At 63.6% G+C, this 19,651-nt stretch carries 14 protein-coding genes; 2 read left to right on the forward strand and 12 right to left on the reverse strand.

All coding sequences use genetic code 11. The features are described from left to right. Window positions 1-180: 180 nt before the first annotated feature. From J4E63_RS20590 to J4E63_RS20615, 6 genes are read right to left on the reverse strand one after another with little or no spacing between them, the layout of a single operon-like run. A complete protein-coding gene (locus J4E63_RS20590) occupies window positions 181-1,818 on the reverse strand; it encodes a BatD family protein (protein WP_207283168.1) in 1,638 nt (545 codons plus the stop codon). Continuing rightward, window positions 1,815-3,551 carry a tetratricopeptide repeat protein gene (locus J4E63_RS20595; RefSeq protein WP_207283169.1) on the reverse strand — a complete coding sequence of 579 codons (1,737 nt, stop codon included), beginning with the start codon at window positions 3,549-3,551 and terminating at the stop codon, window positions 1,815-1,817. Before J4E63_RS20595 ends, J4E63_RS20590 begins: the two co-directional genes overlap by 4 nt. Then, window positions 3,548-4,627, reverse strand: a complete 1,080-nt coding sequence (locus tag J4E63_RS20600) for a VWA domain-containing protein (protein WP_207283170.1) — start codon at window positions 4,625-4,627, stop codon at window positions 3,548-3,550. The genes J4E63_RS20595 and J4E63_RS20600 overlap by 4 nt, the downstream gene beginning before the upstream one ends. Next, window positions 4,620-5,114, reverse strand: coding sequence for a DUF4381 domain-containing protein (locus tag J4E63_RS20605; RefSeq protein WP_060742000.1), 495 nt, complete (start codon window positions 5,112-5,114; stop codon window positions 4,620-4,622). The genes J4E63_RS20600 and J4E63_RS20605 overlap by 8 nt, the downstream gene beginning before the upstream one ends. After that, window positions 5,111-6,055, reverse strand: a complete 945-nt coding sequence (locus J4E63_RS20610; protein ID WP_060742001.1) for a DUF58 domain-containing protein — start codon at window positions 6,053-6,055, stop codon at window positions 5,111-5,113. The genes J4E63_RS20605 and J4E63_RS20610 overlap by 4 nt, the downstream gene beginning before the upstream one ends. A gap of 9 nt (window positions 6,056-6,064) precedes the next feature. Further along, on the reverse strand, window positions 6,065-7,024 hold the full coding sequence (locus J4E63_RS20615; protein WP_039589986.1) for a MoxR family ATPase: 960 nt from the start codon (window positions 7,022-7,024) through the stop codon (window positions 6,065-6,067). A gap of 603 nt (window positions 7,025-7,627) precedes the next feature. Here J4E63_RS20615 and J4E63_RS20620 point away from each other — a divergent pair. Next, on the forward strand, window positions 7,628-7,996 hold the full coding sequence (locus J4E63_RS20620) for a DUF6124 family protein (RefSeq protein WP_207283171.1): 369 nt from the start codon (window positions 7,628-7,630) through the stop codon (window positions 7,994-7,996). Window positions 7,997-8,198: 202 nt separating this feature from the next. Here the strand turns inward: J4E63_RS20620 and J4E63_RS20625 are convergent, their stop codons facing one another. The 6 genes from J4E63_RS20625 to J4E63_RS20650 form a co-directional block, all read right to left on the reverse strand. Continuing rightward, window positions 8,199-9,176 (reverse strand): D-glycerate dehydrogenase, encoded by a 978-nt coding sequence (locus J4E63_RS20625; protein ID WP_207283172.1) that lies wholly within the window; start codon window positions 9,174-9,176, stop codon window positions 8,199-8,201. A gap of 15 nt (window positions 9,177-9,191) precedes the next feature. After that, on the reverse strand, window positions 9,192-10,490 hold the full coding sequence (locus J4E63_RS20630; RefSeq protein ID WP_207283173.1) for an MFS transporter: 1,299 nt from the start codon (window positions 10,488-10,490) through the stop codon (window positions 9,192-9,194). An 89-nt stretch (window positions 10,491-10,579) separates the two neighbouring features. Continuing rightward, window positions 10,580-11,560: a sugar kinase gene (locus J4E63_RS20635; RefSeq protein WP_207283174.1), complete on the reverse strand. Its 981-nt coding sequence runs from the start codon at window positions 11,558-11,560 to the stop codon at window positions 10,580-10,582. Continuing rightward, a complete protein-coding gene (locus J4E63_RS20640) occupies window positions 11,553-12,335 on the reverse strand; it encodes an AP endonuclease (protein WP_207283175.1) in 783 nt (260 codons plus the stop codon). The genes J4E63_RS20635 and J4E63_RS20640 overlap by 8 nt, the downstream gene beginning before the upstream one ends. Window positions 12,336-12,515: 180 nt before the next feature. Further along, complete coding sequence (locus J4E63_RS20645; protein WP_310650714.1) at window positions 12,516-13,541, reverse strand: LacI family DNA-binding transcriptional regulator; 1,026 nt, start codon at window positions 13,539-13,541, stop codon at window positions 12,516-12,518. A gap of 277 nt (window positions 13,542-13,818) precedes the next feature. Next, window positions 13,819-14,172 (reverse strand): hypothetical protein, encoded by a 354-nt coding sequence (locus J4E63_RS20650; RefSeq protein ID WP_060742007.1) that lies wholly within the window; start codon window positions 14,170-14,172, stop codon window positions 13,819-13,821. Window positions 14,173-14,601: 429 nt separating this feature from the next. On the opposite strand from J4E63_RS20650, the gene J4E63_RS20655 reads away from it, so the two are divergent. Further along, window positions 14,602-19,470 (forward strand): NAD-glutamate dehydrogenase, encoded by a 4,869-nt coding sequence (locus tag J4E63_RS20655; RefSeq protein WP_207283176.1) that lies wholly within the window; start codon window positions 14,602-14,604, stop codon window positions 19,468-19,470. Window positions 19,471-19,651: the final 181 nt, after the last annotated feature.

Consider the following 19,651-nt stretch of genomic DNA (forward strand, 5'->3'; position numbering starts at 1 on the left):
ATTGCTGCGCAATCGAGCGGGAGCAAGCTCCCTCGCCACAAAAGCCACAAAAGCCACAAAAGCCACAAAAGCCACAAAAGCCACAAAAGCCACAAAAGCCACAAAAGCCACAAAAGCCACAAAAGCTGCAAAAGCTGCAAAAGCTGCAAAAGCTGCAAAAGCTGCAAGACAATGCGTGGGTTATTTGGGGTAAAGCGGTGGCAATCCCGAATCACCGGCCGAATCCAGCACCCCTTCGGTGGGCGGGATGGTGCGGATCGCGCGCCACAGGTCTTCGCCTTGCCAATGCTGGCCGGTCTCGCTGTAGAGCGCGCCGTTGAGGCCGTCCAGGGCGTCGGACAGCGGCACGAAACGCGCCGCCATGTCGGCCAGGGTTTCCGGTTGCTGGCGGGCCCAGGCGTCCAGGGCCTGGCGGGTGGCGTGGGGGTCGTTGGCCAGGCAGGTGCGCTTGAGGTCGTCCAGCAGGGTGCGCGGGCTCGGTCCGGCCTGGGTCGAGCGCAGGATGGCCGGCTGCCAGCGGGCGCGCCACCACAAACCGAAGCCGAGCAGCGTCGTGCAGGCCAGGATCAGGCTGCTCAGTTGCCAATACCACAGGGTCTCGCTGTCGACCGTCGTCACGATCTGCGCCGTGCCGGCGGGTGTATCCACCATCAGGCTCGGATTGTTCGCCACCTGCAGGGTCCGCGCCGGGAGGCTGGTGCGGTCCAGGTGATCTTCCAGGGTGTTCCACCAGACCACTTCCACCGGTGGCAGCTCGATGGTGCCGCTACGGTTGGGCACCAGCGCCTCGCGGTCTTCGCGGCTGCCCACCAACCCGCGTTCACTGCTGCGGCTGCTGAGTACCGGCTGGTCCGGATAACGTCGCAGGCCATTGATCTCAGTGGCCGGCAGCGGTGGCAGTTGGGCGCTGGCCAGGCCTTCGGCTTCCAGGGTCAGGCTGCGGGTCAGGGAGTCGCCCACCTGGCTGTGGGTCGGCTCCGGGCTCCAGCTCTCGCTCAAGGACAGGCTGCGTGCCGGCAGCCAAGGCACATCGGCCGGGTAGCTGGCGGGCTTGGGCTTGACGCTCAGTTGCAGGAGCTCGGAGCTTACCCGCATCAATTGGCCGGGCTTGGGGCCCGAAGGGGCTGCGTCCTGGGCCACCGGTTCGACCAGGGTGGCGCTGAAGGTCTGGGCCGGGATCGTCAGCTCGCCGCTACGTTGCGGGTAGATGCCATAACGCAGCTCGATCACGCCGTGGCGCACATCGTTGATGACCTTTTCATAGGTGCGCGATTCGCCCAGTTGTTCGGTGCGGGCATCGGGGATGTGCAGTGGCGTCAGGCTGCTGTCGTCGTACAGCGACACCGAATGGTAGATGCGCAACGTCAGGATTGCCTGGGCCTGCACATACACCTGGGTCTGGTCGAGGCTGGCCTCGATGAACACCGGTGCCAGGGTCCCGGACGCATTGCGGGTTTCGCTTTCGATGACTTGCAAGGTGATCGGCTGGCTGGTCACTTCGCCCAGTTGCAGCGGGGGGATGATCACGGTACCGCTTTGGCGCGGCAGCAGGGTGACGATCCAGCGGGTGGTGGCGCGGTTCTCGCCGTCAAGGGTCGTCAACTGGTTGACCTGACGGGTGCCGCGCACATCGAACAAGGCCTGGAGCGGGCCCAGGTCGGGTTTGCCGAACAACGTGGCGTCGTTGGATTCCAGGGTCAGCTCCACCGTTTCCCCGGAGTTCAGGCGGCTGCGGTCCACACTGGCCGTCAGCTGTGCAGCCTGGGTTCCAGAGGCCCAGAGCAGCAAGACGAGGAAGTAGGCGGTGAAGCGGGTCATGGGGTTTTTCCCTGGGCCTGATGGCTTTGCTGTTCATACCAGAATTTACGCCTGAGCAGCTCGCCGGGATTGTCCGGGATCTGGCGCAGCCATTGTTCCATGGCCTGGCGTTGTTCTTCTTCATTGCGCTGGCCGGCGGCGGGACGCAGCGGCGGCGTGGTGGTCTGCTCGTCAGGCAGCTCGCTGCCCGGCACATCCTGGGCGGTGGGCGCTTGCGCGGTCCGTGGCGGCTGGGATTCGTCCGGTGTCGCGGTTGCCTCGGCGGAGGGTTGGCCCGCTTCGGAAGATTGACTCGTCGAAGTGCTATCCGGCGTTTGCTCGCCCTGGCCCGGTTCCTCGCGTTCGGCGGGCTTGGGCTCTGGCGTCGGTGGTGCCTGTTCGTTCAACAGGTTCTGCACCAGGGCCTTGTTGGTCTGGGCCGGGCGCAGGTCGGGTTGCAATTCCAGGGCTTGTTCATAGGCATCCAGTGCGGCTTCCAGCTCACCGCTTCGGGCCAGGGCGTTGCCACGATTGTAGTGGGCACGGGCGTCGTTGCCTTCGGCGAAGCGCCGGGCGGCTTCGCTGTATTGGCCGGCTTCGTACAGGGCGACGCCTTGCCATTGGCTGTCTTCGAAGTGGGCGGCGGCTTCGGCGGGGCGCTTTTGCTTGAGCAAGTGCTGGCCCTGCTGGTCGGGGCGCAACCACAGGTCCTGGAATTCGAAAGCGTGGCCGGTTTGCGGCAACATGAACAGCAGCGGCAGGCAGAACAGCCAGCCTCGACGCCCGGCGCAAGCGGCCAGCAGCAACAAGGGCAGGAGCAGCCAATAACCCTGGTCGGCCCAGGTGTCCAGGCGCAATGTCTGGCCGTCGCTGCGCAGATGGCGAGGACCGTCCAGCAGACCCAGGCCGCGCAGGTCGCTGTCGTCCAGCCGCGCCGGTCGGTAGCGACCGTCCAGCTCGTTGGCGAAGGCCTTGAGGCCCGGGCTGTCCAGGCGCGGAACCAGGATCGAACCCTGGGCATCCTTGAGGTAACTGCCATCTTCCTGGGCCACCGGTGCGCCTTCGCGGGTACCGATGCCCAGCATCAGCCATTGTGTGGCGGAACCGTCCAGGACCTGGCGGATGCCTTCACGTTCCTGCTCGTTCAACGACGAACCGATCAGCAGGATTCGACCGTGGCCGAGTTCACCCTGGTCCAGCAGGGCCATGGCTTTATGAACGGCCAGGTCGGCGCGATGGCCGCTTTGGGGCATGATCGACGGCGCGAGGGCTTCGAGCAGGTTGGTGCTGGTGGCCAGGTCGTCGGACAGCGGCACCAGCGTGTGGGCGCTGCCGGCATAGACGATGATCGCGGTCTGGGCATCGCTACGGTTCTGCAACAGGTCCAGCACCTTGCGCCGGGCCTGTTCCAGGCGCGTGGGCGGGACATCGGTGGCGAGCATTTCCGGGGTCAGTTCCAGTATCACTATCAGCGGATCGGCGGGTTTCTGGCTGGTCTGTTCGACCCGCGCCCAGCTTGGCCCCAGCAACGCCAGCACGATCAACAGCCAGCCCAGGCCCAGGGCAATCCACGGCAGCCGGCTTTCCCGACCACTGCCGCCACTGAGCAGTACCGCATGAAAGGCCGGCGGCAGGATCATCTGCCAGCGGCCCACCCGTTTCTGCCGGTGCCACAGTTGCCAGAGCAACCAGCCCAGCAACGGCAGCAGCAACACAAACCAGGGGCGCAGCCAGTGCGGCCAGAGGGCGATCATCGACGCCTCCGCAAGCGCAGGCGCTTGAGCCGCTGGCGCCACTCGGTGTGTTGGGACGGTTGGAACAGCGGCTGGTTGAACAGACGTTGCAGTGGATTGTCCGGCCAGCGCGCCCGGGCCACCAGCAATATGCTCAACAGCAGCGCAGCGGCCAGGGGCCAGTGATACAGCGCCAGGGCAGGGCGTGCCTGGGTCGGTTGCTGGGTCACCGGTTCGAGCTGGTCGAGGGTGGTCTTGATCGCCAGCAATTGCTCGCCATCCTGGGCGCGAAAATAGCGACCGCCCGTGACCTGGGCAATGTCCTTGAGGGTCGGCTCGTCGAGGTCCAGGCTCGGGTTGACGCCGAGGAAGCCCGCCGTGCCACTTTGTTCCGGGTCGGCACCAATGCCGATCGGGTAGATTTTCACGCCTTCGTCGGCGGCCAGCCGCGCGGCGGTCAGCGGGTCTATTTCGCCGCCGTTGTTGGCGCCGTCGGTGACCAGGATCAGTACGCGACTGTGGGCCGGACGTTGGCGCAGGCGCTTGAGGGCCAGGCCGATGGCGTCGCCGATGGCGGTATTCTTGCCGGCGATGCCGATGCGCGCCTCGTCGAGCCAACGACGCACGGTGCGGCGGTCGAAGGTCAGCGGTGCCTGCAAGTAGGCCTGGCTGCCGAACAGGATCAGGCCGACCCGGTCACCTTCGCGGCCTTCGAGAAAATCCCCGAGCATGTGCTGGACCAGCGTGAGGCGACTGACTTCTTCGTCCTTCCACTGCATGTCGGGAAAGTCCATGGAGCCCGAGACGTCCACCGCCACCAGCAGGTCGCGACCGCTGGCGGCAATGGGCAGCGGTTCCCCCAGCCACTGCGGTCGTGCAGCGGCGATCAGCAACAGCAGCCAGAGCAGGATAAAGGGTGCCTGTTGCCGCCAGGTCGGCAGATTGGCCCGGGCCCGACGGCCCACCAGGCCTTCCAGGTCGCCGAGGAAGCTGACCTTGAGCGCCGGCTCGCCGCTGTCGGCCGCCGGCAGCACCAGGCGCATCAGCCAGGGCAGCGGCAAGAGGGCGAACACCCACGGCCAGGCGAATTCAAACATGTTTGCGAATCCAGATTTCGACCGCCTGGGTCAGGCCGGCGATGGCTTTGTCATCGAGCTTGCATTCGGGCTTGTAGGCGCCTTCCACCAGCACCATCCAGCGCGTCAAGCCAGCGGCCGGGCAACGGTTGTCCAGGAAGGCCAGCCATTTGCGCCCGTTGAGGGTGTGGCTCTGGCTGTAGGGGTAGTGGTTGCGACACAGGCGCTTGAGCAGCCCGTTGAGTTGCTGCAACCAGGCACCGGCCGGCGCGCCGTCGTAGGGCTTGGGCAGCCGGGCGAGTTCGGCCAGGGCGGCCAGGCGCACCGGGTCCAGGGGTTGCTCGCTGCGGTCGGCGGTACGCTTGGCGGGAATGAACCGGCGCAATTGCCACAGCCCCAGGCCCAGCAACGGCAACATCAGCAGTAGCAACCACCAGCCCGGTGCGGGCGGCCAGAAGCCAATGGGCGGTGGCGCCATCAGCGGCTGCAATTGATCGAGACTGCTCATCGGCTTTTCCCGGCCCGCTTGGGGTTCAGGTATTCGCGCAGTTGCTCGACCATGTCGCCCTGGGTACTCAGGGGCATCATCAGGATTCGCAGCTTTTGCGCCAGCAATTCCCAACGCGCCTGGCGTGCCTCGGCCTGGGCGCGATAGGCCTGGCGCAGTTCGAAATTCAGGGTGTCGAGCTCCAACTGCGCGCCACGCTGGGCGAAACGCAGCAAGCCGGCGGCGGGCAAGGCGTGATCCAGCGGGTCCGACAGCGGCAGCAGCAACAGGTCGCAATGACGCGACAGCAGGCTCAGCTGCTGTTCGGCGCTGTCGGACAACGCACGTTCGTCGCAAATCACGATCACCAGGCTGCCGGGCCGCAGCACTTCCCGGGCTCGACGCAGGGCAATGCCGAACGAGTCGCGGTCCGGCTCGCCCTCGGTGTGCAGTGACTGATTGACCCGCACCAGCCGGTTGAGCAATTGCAACAGGCTCTGTTTGCTGCGCCGCGGCTTGACCTCGTAATGGGTGTTGTTGCCGAACACCAGGCCGCCGACCCGGTCGTTGTGCCCCAGCGCGGCCCAGCCGATCAGGCTGGCGGCCTGGGCGGCGAGTACCGACTTGAACATCAGTCCCGAGCCGAAGAACAGCCGGTGGCTTTGCTCGATCATGATGAAGATCGGCCGCTCCCGCTCTTCGTGGAACAGCTTGGTGTGAGGCTCCTGGGTCCGGGCGGTGACGCGCCAGTCAATGGTGCGTACGTCGTCGCCGGCCTGGTAGACCCGCACCTGGTCGAAATCCACCCCACGCCCGCGCAGCTTGGAGTGGTGCAGGCCGATCAGCGGGCTGCGCTGGCCCGGTGTCGAGAACAGTTGCACCTCGCGCACGCGATGGCGCATCTCGATCAGCTCCGAAAGGCTGACGCGGATGCCCGGTGCGGGCGCCAGGGGGTTATTCATGACTCATGCTCAAGCGACAGCGACGACGTCGAGAATCCGCTGCACGACCCGGTCCTGGTCGATGCCGGCGGCCTCGGCTTCGAACGACAGGATGATGCGATGGCGCAGCACGTCGAACAGCACGGCCTGGATATCTTCCGGGCTGACAAAGTCGCGCCCGGCCAGCCAGGCATGGGCACGGGCGCAGCGGTCAAGGGCGATGGAACCCCGCGGACTGGCGCCGTAGGCGATCCATTCGGCCATTTCCGGATCGAACTTGGCCGGGTTGCGGGTGGCCATGATCAGTTGCACCAGGTACTCCTCCACGGCGTCGGCCATGTACAACCCGAGGATTTCCTTGCGTGCGGAGAAGATCGCCTGCTGGCTCACGCGGCGCTCGGGCTTGGTCTCGCCGTTCAGCGCTTCACCCCGGGCCTGCTGCAGGATGCGCCGTTCCACGGCAGCATCGGGAAAACCGATCTTGACGTGCATCAGGAATCGGTCGAGCTGGGCTTCGGGCAGCGGGTAGGTGCCTTCCTGCTCGATCGGGTTCTGCGTGGCCATCACCAGGAACAGCGGCGACAGTTCATACGTGCTGCGCCCGACACTGACCTGGCGTTCGGCCATGGCTTCGAGCAGGGCCGACTGGACCTTGGCCGGGGCGCGGTTGATTTCGTCCGCCAGCACAAGGTTATGGAAAATCGGCCCTTGCTGGAACACGAAACTGCCGGTTTCCGGCCGATAGATTTCCGTGCCGGTAATGTCGGCGGGCAGCAGGTCAGGGGTGAACTGGATACGATGGAACTGCGCTTCGATGCCCTCGGCCAGCTCTTTGATGGCCTTGGTCTTGGCCAGCCCAGGCGCGCCTTCCACCAGCATATGACCGTCGGCGAGCAAAGCGATGAGCAGGCGCTCGATGAGTTTTTCCTGGCCGAGAATCTGCGTTGAAAGAAAGGTTCGCAGCGCAAGCAGCGCTTCACGATGTTCCATCGGTGACTGTTCCTGGAAAGGGTGGCCCCAGGCGTTCGGATAACGCCGGGGCTGGGGGCGTTACTTTAATGCATGGCGGGGGGTGGCGACTAACGGGATTTTGATTGGCCGTGTGAATTGTGATCGGCTTGGAAAGATTGTGAGGTGGGTTTGCTTGCCATGAATCCCACCCGGACAGGCGCACTTACCCCGTAGCGAGGGAGCTTGCTCCCGCTTGACCGGGCTGGCGCTCCAGTGGGAAGCACTCACAAAGTGAAGGGGTGTTTATCGGGATGTAGGAGTGCTCTGGAACAGGCTATGTTGTCTTGCGCCATTGCCTACAACTGCGCCAGAATCCGCCGGCTTGTGCGCTTGGGAGGCAGGTTCTATCGTTTTCGGGTCGCTGATGAATCAGCGATCGGGTTTGGTAGCCCGGCTCTCTACATGACGCAAGCGTCACTTTTTACAAGTGCATCTCAGCATTTGTATTTGATGGTGGCCATGCGTAGGGCGCTCTCGAGCGCGCCGGAGTTCATGTGGGCCGGTCTACCAACCTTCGTATGGCCGCCACCCTCGTTTGGTAGCGAGGTGGTGGTTCCTCCTATCCCACATGAGATTCTATTTATGTTCAAAGCTACCCCCAATCCCCCGAACACCGAACCGACCTCACCGCGTCCAAAAACCAAGTCCCAGAAACACGACGAAGTCACCGACCGAGTCCTCGACCATTACCTGAACCCCAAACCGGACAAACCCGAAGCAGAACCTGCCCTGGGCCAACTCTTCACCGTCAACAAAGACATCGACACCGAAAGCCTGCTTGCCAACCTCAGCGAAACCCTGGCTTCGGCCAATGCCATGGTCAATGACCTGGCCTTCGACCTGGACGGTTCACGCCGGCATTTCCTCCTGGGCATTCAGCAACTGATCGAACTGGGCAGCCTGCTGGCGAACCGTGCACTGGACAACATCGAAACCCGCCAGCCGACATAGCCCTTGTGGCATTCCTTAAATCCTGGGCAAACCGCAAAAACCTGTGGGAGCCGAGCTTGCTCCCGCTGGGCTGCGCAGCAGACCCGAAGCCCGCCACCTCGGTGTATCAGGCAGGCCGCATCCAGCCCTTTAAGGGTCGCTTCGCAACCCAGCGGGAGCAAGCTCCCTCGCCACAGAAGCGCTGCTGTGCTCGGATGATTGCTCAGCCTTTCCACACCCCCAAATTCACCAGGTTCTCCGGTCGCTCCCCCGCCAATGCCGCCAGCAGGTTGTCCACGGCGCAGCGCGCCATCGCTTCCCGGGTCTCGTGGGTGGCCGAGCCCATGTGCGGTGTCGCTACCACGTTGTCCATCTGCAACAGCGGCGAATCGGCATTCAAGGGTTCGTGCTCGAACACATCCAGCCCCGCGCCACGGATCTGTTTGTTGCGCAGGGCGTCGATCAGTGCCGCTTCATCCACCACTTTGCCTCGGGAGATATTGATGAAGAGGGTCTCGGGACGCATTCTCGCAAACGCCTGCGCATCGATCAGCCCTTGGGTTTCAGCCGTCAAGGGCAAGGTCAGGCAAACGAAGTCCGCCTGCTGCAACAATGTTTCGAGACTGCAGTAACGCGCACCGAAACGCTGCTCGACCGCGGGCTTGGGCGAGTGGCTGTGGTAGAGCACCGGCATGCCGAAGCCGAAGTGCCCGCGCTGGGCCAAGGCTTCGCCGATGCGCCCCATGCCGATGATGCCCAGGGTCTTGCCATGGACGTCGGTGCCGAAATGCCGGGGGCCGATGCTCTGTTGCCAGCCGCCTTCGCGGACCAGGTTGGCCAGTTCCACCACGCGCCGGGCGGTTGCCAGGATCAGGGCGAAACCGGTGTCCGCGGTGGTTTCGGTGAGCACGTCCGGGGTATTGGTCAGCAGGATCCGACGTTCAGTCAGGTAGTCGATGTCGTAGTTATCGACCCCCACCGAGACGCTGGCGATGGCTTGCAGGTTCGGCGCCAGGTCCAGCAGCGCCGCATCCAGCTTGAGGCTGGCGCCCAGCAGGCCGTGGGCCGTGGGCAGGGCGTCGCGCAGTTGTGCCAGGCCCTGGGCATCGAGGCGTTCGATGAGCGTGACTTGGGCCTGGGCTTGCAGGCGAGCCATCAATTGAGGTGACAGCGCTTTGTACAACACCACGTGCTTTTTCATGGGAGGGGTCTCGATTCAGGAACGGGCGGGCGCCGGGCTCGGCGTCGCGGGGTGGGAGACGGTCCGGTCGCTGGCGCCGGGCTTGAGGGCGAGCGTCAGCACGACCGACAGCAGCAAGGCGCCGCTCATCAGCAGGAAGGACATGCCAGGGGAGCCGGTGGTGCCGTTGAGGTAGCCCACCAGGTACGAGCCGCCGAACGAACCCAGTGCGCCCATGCTGTTGATCAACGCCATGGCGCCGCCGGCGACATTGGCCGGGAGGATTTCCGGAACGATGGCGAAGAACGGACCGTATGGCGCGTACATGCAAGCGCCGGCGACCACCAGCAAGCCATAGGACCACCAGAAGTGCTCGGCCCCCAGCAGGTAGGAGGCGTAGAACGCGATGGAGGCGATCAGCAGCGGCGGCCAGACAAAACGCTTGCGCTGCTGCGCCTTGTCCGACGCCCAGGACACCACCAGCATGCCGATCACCGCCGCCAGGTACGGCAAGGACGACAGCCACCCGGCCTCGACCATGTTCATCTGCAGGCCGGCCTTGAGGATTGACGGCAACCACAGCACAAACCCGTAGACGCCGATGCTCCAGCAGAAAAACTGCAACGCCAGGATGATCACCTTGGGAGAGCGAAAGGCTTCGGCGTAGTTCTTCACCGCCTTGATGCCGACCTGTTCGGCCGCCAAGGCACTTTCCAGGTCATGTTTTTCCTGGTCGCTGAGCCACGTGGCCTGGGCCGGGCGATCATCGGCCAGGCGCCACCAGACAAAGGCCCAGAGCACCGCCGGCAGGCCCTCGATGATGAACATCCAGCGCCAGTCGAATCGCTGCACCAGGTAACCCGAGACCACGGACATCCACAGCATGGTCACCGGGTTGCCGAGGATCAGGAAGGTATTGGCGCGCGAGCGTTCGGCCCGGGTGAACCAGTGGCACAGGTACACCAGCATCGCCGGCATCACCGCGGCCTCGACCACCCCGAGCATGAAGCGGATCACGATCAGCCAGTAGGCGTTGGAGACCACGCCCGTCAGGGTGGCCAGCGAACCCCAGAGGATCAGGCTGACGAAGATCAGCTTCTTCACGCTGTGCTTTTGCGCGTAGATCGCCCCCGGGACCTGGAAGAAAAAGTAGCCGAGAAAAAACAGGGCGCCCAGCAGCGACGAAAGCCCTGGGGTGATCATCAGGTCCTTGGCCATGCCCGAGGCGGCGGCAAACCCATAGTTGGCCCGGTCGAGGTAGGCCAGGCTGTAGGTGATGAAGACGATGGGCATGATGTACCACCAGCGGCGGGTGGCGAGGTTGAGCGTTTGCATGTCGTTGACTCCTGAGCTTGTTGTTTTTGTTTGCAGCAGGTGTGTTTTGCGGTGGCTTCTATCGCGAGCAAGCTCGCTCCCACAGGGGGTTAACTCGATCCCATGTGGGAGCGAGCTTGCTCGCGATTGGCGGTTTCAAATTCAGCCAATAACTCAAGGCGCGTCGGCAACCCTTCCATATCCCCACGGCTCTGCACCGCGCGGCTGCCAATCCAGTTGGCGCGCTGCACGGCCTCGGTGATGGCCTGGCCTTCGAGCAATGCGCTGATCAGGCCCACGGCGAAGCCATCACCGGCGCCCACGGTGTCCACCACTTGGGCCACCGGCACGCCGGGGATGACGCCCTGGTCCAACGCCGTGCGGTAATAGGCGCCGTCCGCGCCGAGCTTGATCACGACGAGTTCGGCACCTTGGTCCAGGTAGAACGCGGCGATGTCGGCCGGGTCGTCGAAGCCGGTCAGCAGCCGGCCTTCGCCGAGCCCCGGCAAGACCCAGTGGGCGAGGGCGGCGAGGCGATTGATTGCAGTAATCATCGTCGACTCGCTGCCCCATAGGCTTGGCCTCAGGTTAGGGTCGAACGACAGGCTGCGGCCGGCCGCGCGCATACGGCTCATCAATTCAAAGGACATCTCGCGGGCCGTGCTCGACAGCGCCGGGACGATGCCGGTGGCGTGCACGTGACGGGCGTCAAGTAGTGCAGGTGCGATGGAGCCGACCGACAGATGACTGGCCGCCGAGCTGCGCCGGAAATACTCGACTTGCGGGTCGCTGCCATCGACGGTAAGGGACTTGAACTGGAAGCCGGTGGGGTGCTCCGGGTCGACCGCCACGTGGCGACAATCCAGGCCCTCGCTTTCCAGGGTCTGCGTCACGAAGCGCCCCAGGGAATCGGCGCCGACCCGACTCAGCCACGCCACCTTGAAGCCCAGCCGCGACAGGCCGATGGCCACGTTGCTGTCGGCCCCCGCAATGCGCTTGTGAAACTGATCGACGCTGGCCAGGTCACCACGCTGATCCGCCACCAGCATGGCCATGGTTTCGCCGAACGACAACACATCGAATTCAGACATGGGCAGGCTCCTGGCGCGATTGCCCGAGGCGGGACAGGGTGGCGACATGGCGGGCGGTCAATTGCAGCAGGTCATCGTCTTGCAGCGGGTATTCGGCGGCGCGCATCACGCCGGCGGGCATGTGCTTGAGCAGTTGTTCCCACTCGTGCAGGTCGGTCACGGCCGGAGGCACGGCGACGAGTTTGCCGTCGGCGCGCCGGGCCACGGCCTTGCAGTGCACATACGCCACATACCGCCCGAGCTGTCGGGCGGCCACGGCGGCCGATTGGTCTTGCCATTGCCAGTTGCCAATGTCGAAGGTCATGGCGACGGGCAGCCCCTGGTGCTCCACCGCGGTGAAGAACCGTTGCAACGGTTCGATCCGCCCGCCCTGCAAGGTCTGGTCGTTTTCCACCAGCAGTTGCACCGGGCTGGCGGCGAGCACCTGGGCCAGTGCCGACAGGTCATTGGAGTCGGTGAAATGCCCGAGGGAGACTTTCAGCCAGGTCGAACCGAACGCCTCGCCGCGTTGCAGGGCCAGCGCCAGGGCGGGGTTGGGCCTGGACTGGCCGGCGAGCCACAGTTCCAGGGGTGACGAAAAAATACTCTGCAGCCCCTGGGCCCGGGCAGCGGCGGCCAGTTCAGCGGGCTGTTCGGTGGTGAGCAATTCTTCGCGCCATTCGATGCGCGAGGCACCGGCGGCGGCCAACAGATCGATGAAACGGCCTTGGCCATGCTGCCGCACCAGGTCGGCGCCGTAGCTGGAAAGGCTGATGGAAACGGGTGGGTTGTGCATTGTTGTTGTACCTCTGAAACCGGTTTCAGTTCTGTTCAAAAAAAGGGTTCAAAAAAAAGCGTTCAAAAAAAGGGGGTGTGCTTCAGGGCCCTATCGCGAGCAAGCTCGCTCCCACAGGGATCTTCAGTGCGCCACAGATCCCGTGTGGGAGCGAGCTTGCTCGCGATAGGGCCCTCACCATCACCGACCATTCCCAAGCGTCGACCCACGCTCAATCAACCGCGCCGCAAAATCCAGGGTCCGCACCGGCCCGTTGTCACCGCGCAAGCGCTTGAGCAGGCATTCGAAAGCGCTGGCGCCGATCTGCGCTGTCGGTTGGGCCAGGGCCGTGATGCCGCTGCCCACCAAGGGGTACCAATCCAAGTCATCGAGGGCGATCAGGCCCACGTCATCGAACAAGCGGCAACCCAGTTCGCGCAACACCGTCGTGGCGGCCAGGGCGGCAATGCCATTGGCGCAGAACAACGCCTTGGGGCCCTGGCCAGGCTGGGCAAGAAAGGCCTTGATACGCGTGGTCAACTGATCAGAGGTTTCCACCACGGTGCCGGCCAGGGCAGGCCGCCGTTGGATACCAGCCTTGAAACTCTCGACCCGCTCGATTCGCGAACTGGTGCCGTCGAACGGTTCTGTCACCAGCAACAGATCGCGGTAGCCCCGTTGTTCGAGGTGATCGAGGGCCATTTCGATGGCCGCCGGGTTGTCCAGCCCGACCAGGTCGCTGTCGAGCCGATCGACCTTGCGATCCACCAGCACCAGGGGCATTTCGCTGCGCAGTTCGAACAGTTCGTCACGGTGGTGACCCAAGGTGTTCACGATCAGCCCTTCGATGTTGTAGGCGCGCAGCAGCGCCAGGTGCTGGCGTTCCTGCTCGTCGTCGCGGTCGGTGTTGCACACCACCAGGCTATAGCCATGGCGACGGCAGGCGGTTTCCACGCCATGCATCACGGCAATCGAATAAGGGTTGCGGATATCGGCCACCAGCATGCCGATCAGGCGTGTGCGCCCACGCTTGAGGCCGCGGGCCATCTGGTTCGGCCGGTAGCCCAGCTCGCTGATGGCCTGCTCGATGCGCCGGGCGATGGCCTCGGAGAGCAGGGCCCGGTCTTCGCCAATGAAACGCGAGACACTGGCCTTGGAGACCCCGGCGCGTTCGGCGACGTCGAGCATGGTCACGCGGTTGCGCTGGGCGGCGGAGAAAGAAGTCACGGATAGAAACCTGCTTATTAGAGTTGTTCAGCGGTTCTGAAACCGGTTTCAGGAAACCTCAGAACGCCGTCGCCCGTCAAGGGCGTCTCGATACGAGAGCGACCGACGGTTGCCACGTCGTGAGCGGTTTGGAGATGACGCTCACTTTCTATGCAAGCTGAGCCACCGCCATCGCGAGCAAGCTCGCTCCCACACTGGTGACTTGTACACATTGGTGAACGACGCCATTCCTGTGGGAGCGAGCTTGCTCGCGATGGCGTCCATGAAAACGCTGGCGTCAGGCCTGCCTTACATAGGTCCCTGTACCCCGGAGAATGTTCTGCAAGGTCAACTCCACTTCTTCCAGGTCCGCCGCATCACTGTTGTGACTGATTTCCAGCACATCATCGCCATTGAGCGCATCGGCGTCCGCCGCCGCGATTTCGATCCTGAGCAAGGTTGGGCTCAGCGTCACCTTTACGCCCTCCAGGGTCGAGGGTTCGCCATCGAGGGCGATTTCCAGTTCGTCTTCGTCGGGGTAGCGCGTCATCAGGAACATTTCGCCCTGGGCGCTGTGGCAGCAGAGCATGGCCATGTTGTCTTCTTCTTCATCACACGGGTTGGCGATCAGAAGGGCGGTGGTCATTTGCATGGTGATGGCTCCAGGATCGAGTGCACCTGCGGGGTGCGAAAAGTGGATTCTGCCAGCCCGAAGGATTTTCTGCTGGTTTACCGCCTCGGGGTGCCGTTTGGCCCCCAGCCTGCTAGGGTTGTTCGGTGCGTACCGGCTGTTTAGCTAGCCGATGACCGAATATGTCGCAGCGCTGCAAGCAGGCAGGTTGTCGCACTCGTTAAGCTGCGCAACGGATGTGCACCTGCCAAGGCCACCCCTGGGTGGTTTTTGCAGGTGTCCATGGCATGAAATTACATGGAAAAGGATGTGACCTGCGGGTCCTGTCCAGCTTCACCCACCTGTCATCCTGTTTCCTCTGCCCGAGAATCAGGAACGGGATGGCCGACAGCCCCGCAGGGGTTGCACGCGACGCTTCAATCAATAACAAGCCCAAGCGGAGTACCACAGATGGCGTTCTTCACCGCAGCCAGCAAAGCCGACTTCCAGCACCAACTGCAAGCGGCACTGGCGCAGCACATCAGTGAACAGGCACTGCCACAAGTGGCGCTGTTCGCTGAACAATTCTTCGGCATCATTTCCCTCGATGAACTTACCCAGCGCCGGTTGTCCGACCTCGCCGGCTGCACCCTGTCTGCCTGGCGCCTGCTTGAGCGCTTCGATCACACGCAACCGCAGGTGCGCGTCTACAACCCCGATTACGAACGCCACGGCTGGCAGTCGACCCACACGGCCGTGGAAGTGTTGCACCACGACCTGCCGTTCCTGGTGGACTCGGTCCGCACCGAGCTGAACCGTCGCGGCTACAGCATCCATACCCTGCAAACCACTGTGCTGAGCGTGCGTCGCGGCAGCAAGGGCGAGTTGCTGGAAATCCTGCCAAAAGGCACCCAGGGCGACGACATCCTGCAAGAGTCGTTGATGTACCTGGAAATCGATCGCTGCGCCAACGCCGCCGAACTCAACGTCCTGAGCAAGGAACTTGAGCAAGTGCTGGGCGAAGTGCGCGTGGCCGTGGCCGATTTCGAACCGATGAAAGCCAAGGTCCAGGAAATCCTCGACAGCCTGGACAGCAGCGCCTACGCCATCGACGCTGATGAAAAGAGCGAGATCAAGAGCTTCCTGGAATGGCTGGTGGGTAACCACTTCACCTTCCTGGGCTACGAAGAGTTCGTGGTGCGCGACGAGGCCGACGGCGGTCACATCGAGTACGATCCCGACTCGTTCCTCGGCCTGACCAAATTGCTGCGCGCCGGCCTGACCGCCGAAGACCTGCGCATCGAAGACTACGCCGTCGCCTACCTGCGCGAACCGACGCTGTTGTCGTTCGCCAAGGCCGCGCACCCGAGCCGCGTGCACCGTCCGGCCTACCCGGACTATGTGTCGATCCGCGAAATCGACGCCAGCGGCAAGGTCATCAAGGAATCCCGTTTCATGGGCCTGTACACCTCCTCGGTGTATGGCGAGAGCGTGCGGGTCATCCCGTACATCCGTCGCAAGGTCGCGGAAATCGAGCGCCGCTCGGGCTTCCAGGCCAAGGCGCACCTGGGCAAGGAACTGGCCCAGGTGGTCGAAGTGCTGCCCCGTGACGACCTGTTCCAGACCCCGGTGGACGAGCTGTTCAGCACTGTCATGTCCATCGTGCAGATCCAGGAACGCAACAAGATCCGCGTGTTCCTGCGCAAAGACCCGTATGGCCGTTTCTGCTACTGCCTGGCCTACGTGCCACGTGACATCTATTCCACCGAAGTGCGCCAGAAGATCCAGCAAGTGCTGATGGATCGCCTGAAGGCCTCGGACTGCGAGTTCTGGACCTTCTTCTCCGAATCCGTACTGGCCCGTGTGCAGTTGATCCTGCGGGTGGACCCGAAGAATCGCCTGGACATCGACCCGCTGCTGCTGGAAAAAGAAGTCGTGCAGGCCTGCCGCAGCTGGAAGGACGACTACGCCAGCCTGGTCATCGAAAGCTTCGGCGAAGCCCAGGGCACCAACGTGCTGTCGGATTTCCCGAAAGGCTTCCCGGCCGGCTACCGCGAGCGCTTTGCCGCGCACTCGGCCGTGGTCGACATGCAACACCTGCTGAACCTGAACGAAAAGAACCCGCTGGTCATGAGCTTCTACCAGCCGCTGGGCCAGGTCTCCGGCCAGCGCGAGTTGCACTGCAAGCTGTATCACGCCGACACGCCGCTGGCGCTGTCCGACGTGCTGCCGATCCTGGAAAACCTCGGCCTGCGCGTGCTGGGTGAATTCCCGTATCGCCTGCGCCACACCAACGGCCGCGAGTTCTGGATTCATGATTTCGCGTTCACCGCCGCCGAAGGCCTGGACCTGGACATCCAGCAACTCAACGACACCTTGCAGGACGCCTTCGTCCACATCGTGCGTGGCGATGCCGAGAACGATGCGTTCAACCGCCTGGTGCTGACCGCCGGCCTGCCATGGCGCGACGTGGCGCTGCTGCGTGCCTACGCCCGTTACCTGAAGCAGATCCGCCTGGGCTTCGACCTGGGTTACATCGCCAGCACCCTGAACAACCACACTGACATCGCTCGCGAACTGACCCGGTTGTTCAAGACCCGCTTCTACCTGGCGCGCAAGCTCAGCGGCGATGACCTGGAAGACAAGCAGCTGCGCCTGGAGCAGGCGATCCTCTCGGCCCTGGACGACGTCCAGGTGCTCAACGAAGACCGCATCCTGCGTCGCTACCTGGACCTGATCAAGGCCACCCTGCGGACCAACTTCTACCAGACCGACGCCAACGGCCAGAACAAGTCCTACTTCAGCTTCAAGTTCAACCCGCACCTGATCCCGGAACTGCCCAAGCCGGTACCGAAGTTCGAGATCTTCGTCTACTCGCCACGGGTCGAAGGCGTGCACCTGCGCTTCGGCAACGTTGCCCGCGGTGGCCTGCGCTGGTCGGACCGTGAAGAAGACTACCGCACCGAAGTGCTGGGCCTGGTAAAAGCCCAGCAAGTGAAGAACTCGGTGATCGTGCCGGTGGGCGCCAAGGGTGGTTTCCTGCCACGTCGCCTGCCGCTGGGCGGCAGCCGGGACGAGATCGCGGCCGAGGGCATTGCTTGCTACCGCATCTTCATCTCGGGCCTGTTGGACATCACCGATAACCTGAAGGACGGCGCGCTGGTACCGCCGGCCAACGTCGTGCGTCATGACGACGATGACCCGTACCTGGTGGTCGCCGCGGACAAGGGCACGGCGACCTTCTCCGACATCGCCAACGGCATTGCTATCGACTACGGCTTCTGGCTGGGCGATGCGTTCGCCTCCGGCGGTTCGGCCGGCTACGACCACAAGAAAATGGGCATCACCGCCAAGGGCGCGTGGGTCGGCGTGCAGCGCCACTTCCGCGAGCGCGGGATCAATGTCCAGGAAGACAGCATCACCGTGGTGGGCGTCGGCGACATGGCCGGCGACGTGTTCGGCAACGGCTTGTTGATGTCCGACAAGCTGCAACTGGTCGCGGCCTTCAACCACCTGCACATCTTCATCGACCCGAACCCGGAGCCCGCCAACAGCTTTACCGAGCGCAAGCGCCTGTTCGACCTGCCGCGTTCGGCCTGGACCGACTACGACACCAGCATCATGTCCGAAGGCGGCGGTATCTTCTCGCGCAGCGCGAAGAGCATCGCCATCTCGCCGCAGATGAAAGAACGCTTCGACATCACGGCCGACAAACTGACCCCGACCGAGTTGCTCAACGCCTTGCTCAAGGCGCCGGTGGACCTGTTGTGGAACGGCGGTATCGGCACCTACGTCAAGGCCAGCACCGAAAGCCACGCCGATGTCGGCGACAAGGCCAACGATGCGCTGCGCGTGAACGGCAACGAACTGCGCTGCAAGGTCGTGGGCGAGGGCGGTAACCTGGGCATGACCCAATTGGGTCGCGTCGAGTTCGGCCTCAATGGTGGCGGCTCCAACACCGACTTCATCGACAACGCGGGCGGCGTGGACTGCTCCGACCATGAAGTGAACATCAAGATCCTGCTCAACGAAGTGGTGCAGGCCGGCGACATGACCGACAAGCAGCGCAACCAGTTGCTGGCGAGCATGACCGACGAAGTCGGTGGCCTGGTGTTGGGCAACAACTACAAGCAGACCCAGGCCCTGTCCCTGGCGGCACGCCGCGCCTTCGTGCGGATCGCCGAATACAAGCGCCTGATGAACGATCTGGAAGCCCGGGGCAAGCTGGACCGCGCCATCGAGTTCCTGCCGACTGAAGAGCAACTGGCCGAACGTGTCGCGGCGGGCCACGGCCTGACCCGTGCCGAACTGTCGGTACTGATCTCCTACAGCAAGATCGACCTCAAGGAAGCGCTGCTCAACTCCCTGGTACCGGACGACGATTACCTGACCCGTGACATGGAAACCGCGTTCCCGCCGACACTGGTGAGCAAGTTCTCCGAGGCCATGCGTCGCCATCGCCTGAAGCGCGAGATCGTCAGCACCCAGATCGCCAACGACCTGGTCAACCACATGGGCATCACCTTCGTTCAACGGCTCAAGGAGTCGACGGGCATGAGCCCGGCGAACGTGGCGGGTGCCTATGTGATCGTGCGCGATATCTTCCACCTCCCGCACTGGTTCCGGCAGATCGAAGCCTTGGATCACCAGGTCTCGGCCGACGTGCAACTGGAGCTGATGGACGAGCTGATGCGCCTGGGGCGTCGCGCCACGCGCTGGTTCCTGCGCAGCCGTCGCAACGAGCAGAACGCTGCCCGTGACGTCGCTCACTTCGGTCCGCATCTGGCCGCATTGGGCCTCAAGCTCGACGAACTGCTGGAAGGTCCGACCCGCGAAGGCTGGCAGACCCGTTACCAGGCCTACGTGGCCGCCGGCGTGCCGGAGTTGCTGGCGCGCATGGTTGCCGGCACCACGCACCTGTACACCTTGCTGCCGATCATCGAGGCGTCCGACGTCACCGGCCAGAACGCCGCCGATGTGGCCAAGGCTTACTTCGCCGTGGGCAGTGCCCTGGACATCACCTGGTACCTGCAACAGATCAGCGCACTGCCGGTGGAAAACAACTGGCAAGCACTGGCCCGTGAAGCGTTCCGCGATGACATCGACTGGCAGCAACGGGCGATCACCATCTCGGTCCTGCAAGAGGGCGACGGTTCCCAGGACGTGGAAACCCGCCTGGCGCTGTGGCTTGAACAGCATCACGAAATGGTCGAGCGCTGGCGCGCCATGCTGGTGGACATCCGTGCCGCCAGCGGTACCGACTACGCCATGTACGCGGTCGCCAACCGCGAATTGCTGGACCTGGCGTTGAGTGGTCAGTCGGTCGTGTTGCCCGACTGATCCGGCGTTGAATGAAAAAGCCCCGCATTGAGAGATGCGGGGCTTTTTTTTGGCTTTAAAGATTCACTGTGGACCCCTGTGGGAGCGAGCTTGCTCGCGATAGCGGTGGGTCAGCGACATTGAGCTTGACTGATACACCGCCATCGCGAGCAAGCTCGCTCCCACAGGATGGCTTGTAGTG

The sequence above is a fragment of the Pseudomonas sp. FW300-N2F2 genome (assembly GCF_017351655.1).
GTDB classification, from domain to species: domain Bacteria; phylum Pseudomonadota; class Gammaproteobacteria; order Pseudomonadales; family Pseudomonadaceae; genus Aquipseudomonas; species Aquipseudomonas fluorescens_AA.

Coding starts and splice junctions, on each gene's coding strand:
- J4E63_RS20590 (WP_207283168.1), bottom strand. CDS start 1,818: ATGACCCGCTTCACCGCCTACTTCCTCGTCTTGCTGCTCTGGGCCTCT.
- J4E63_RS20595 (WP_207283169.1), bottom strand. CDS start 3,551: ATGATCGCCCTCTGGCCGCACTGGCTGCGCCCCTGGTTTGTGTTGCTG.
- J4E63_RS20600 (WP_207283170.1), bottom strand. CDS start 4,627: ATGTTTGAATTCGCCTGGCCGTGGGTGTTCGCCCTCTTGCCGCTGCCC.
- J4E63_RS20605 (WP_060742000.1), bottom strand. CDS start 5,114: ATGAGCAGTCTCGATCAATTGCAGCCGCTGATGGCGCCACCGCCCATT.
- J4E63_RS20610 (WP_060742001.1), bottom strand. CDS start 6,055: ATGAATAACCCCCTGGCGCCCGCACCGGGCATCCGCGTCAGCCTTTCG.
- J4E63_RS20615 (WP_039589986.1), bottom strand. CDS start 7,024: ATGGAACATCGTGAAGCGCTGCTTGCGCTGCGAACCTTTCTTTCAACG.
- J4E63_RS20620 (WP_207283171.1), top strand. CDS start 7,628: ATGTTCAAAGCTACCCCCAATCCCCCGAACACCGAACCGACCTCACCG.
- J4E63_RS20625 (WP_207283172.1), bottom strand. CDS start 9,176: ATGAAAAAGCACGTGGTGTTGTACAAAGCGCTGTCACCTCAATTGATG.
- J4E63_RS20630 (WP_207283173.1), bottom strand. CDS start 10,490: ATGCAAACGCTCAACCTCGCCACCCGCCGCTGGTGGTACATCATGCCC.
- J4E63_RS20635 (WP_207283174.1), bottom strand. CDS start 11,560: ATGTCTGAATTCGATGTGTTGTCGTTCGGCGAAACCATGGCCATGCTG.
- J4E63_RS20640 (WP_207283175.1), bottom strand. CDS start 12,335: ATGCACAACCCACCCGTTTCCATCAGCCTTTCCAGCTACGGCGCCGAC.
- J4E63_RS20650 (WP_060742007.1), bottom strand. CDS start 14,172: ATGCAAATGACCACCGCCCTTCTGATCGCCAACCCGTGTGATGAAGAA.
- J4E63_RS20655 (WP_207283176.1), top strand. CDS start 14,602: ATGGCGTTCTTCACCGCAGCCAGCAAAGCCGACTTCCAGCACCAACTG.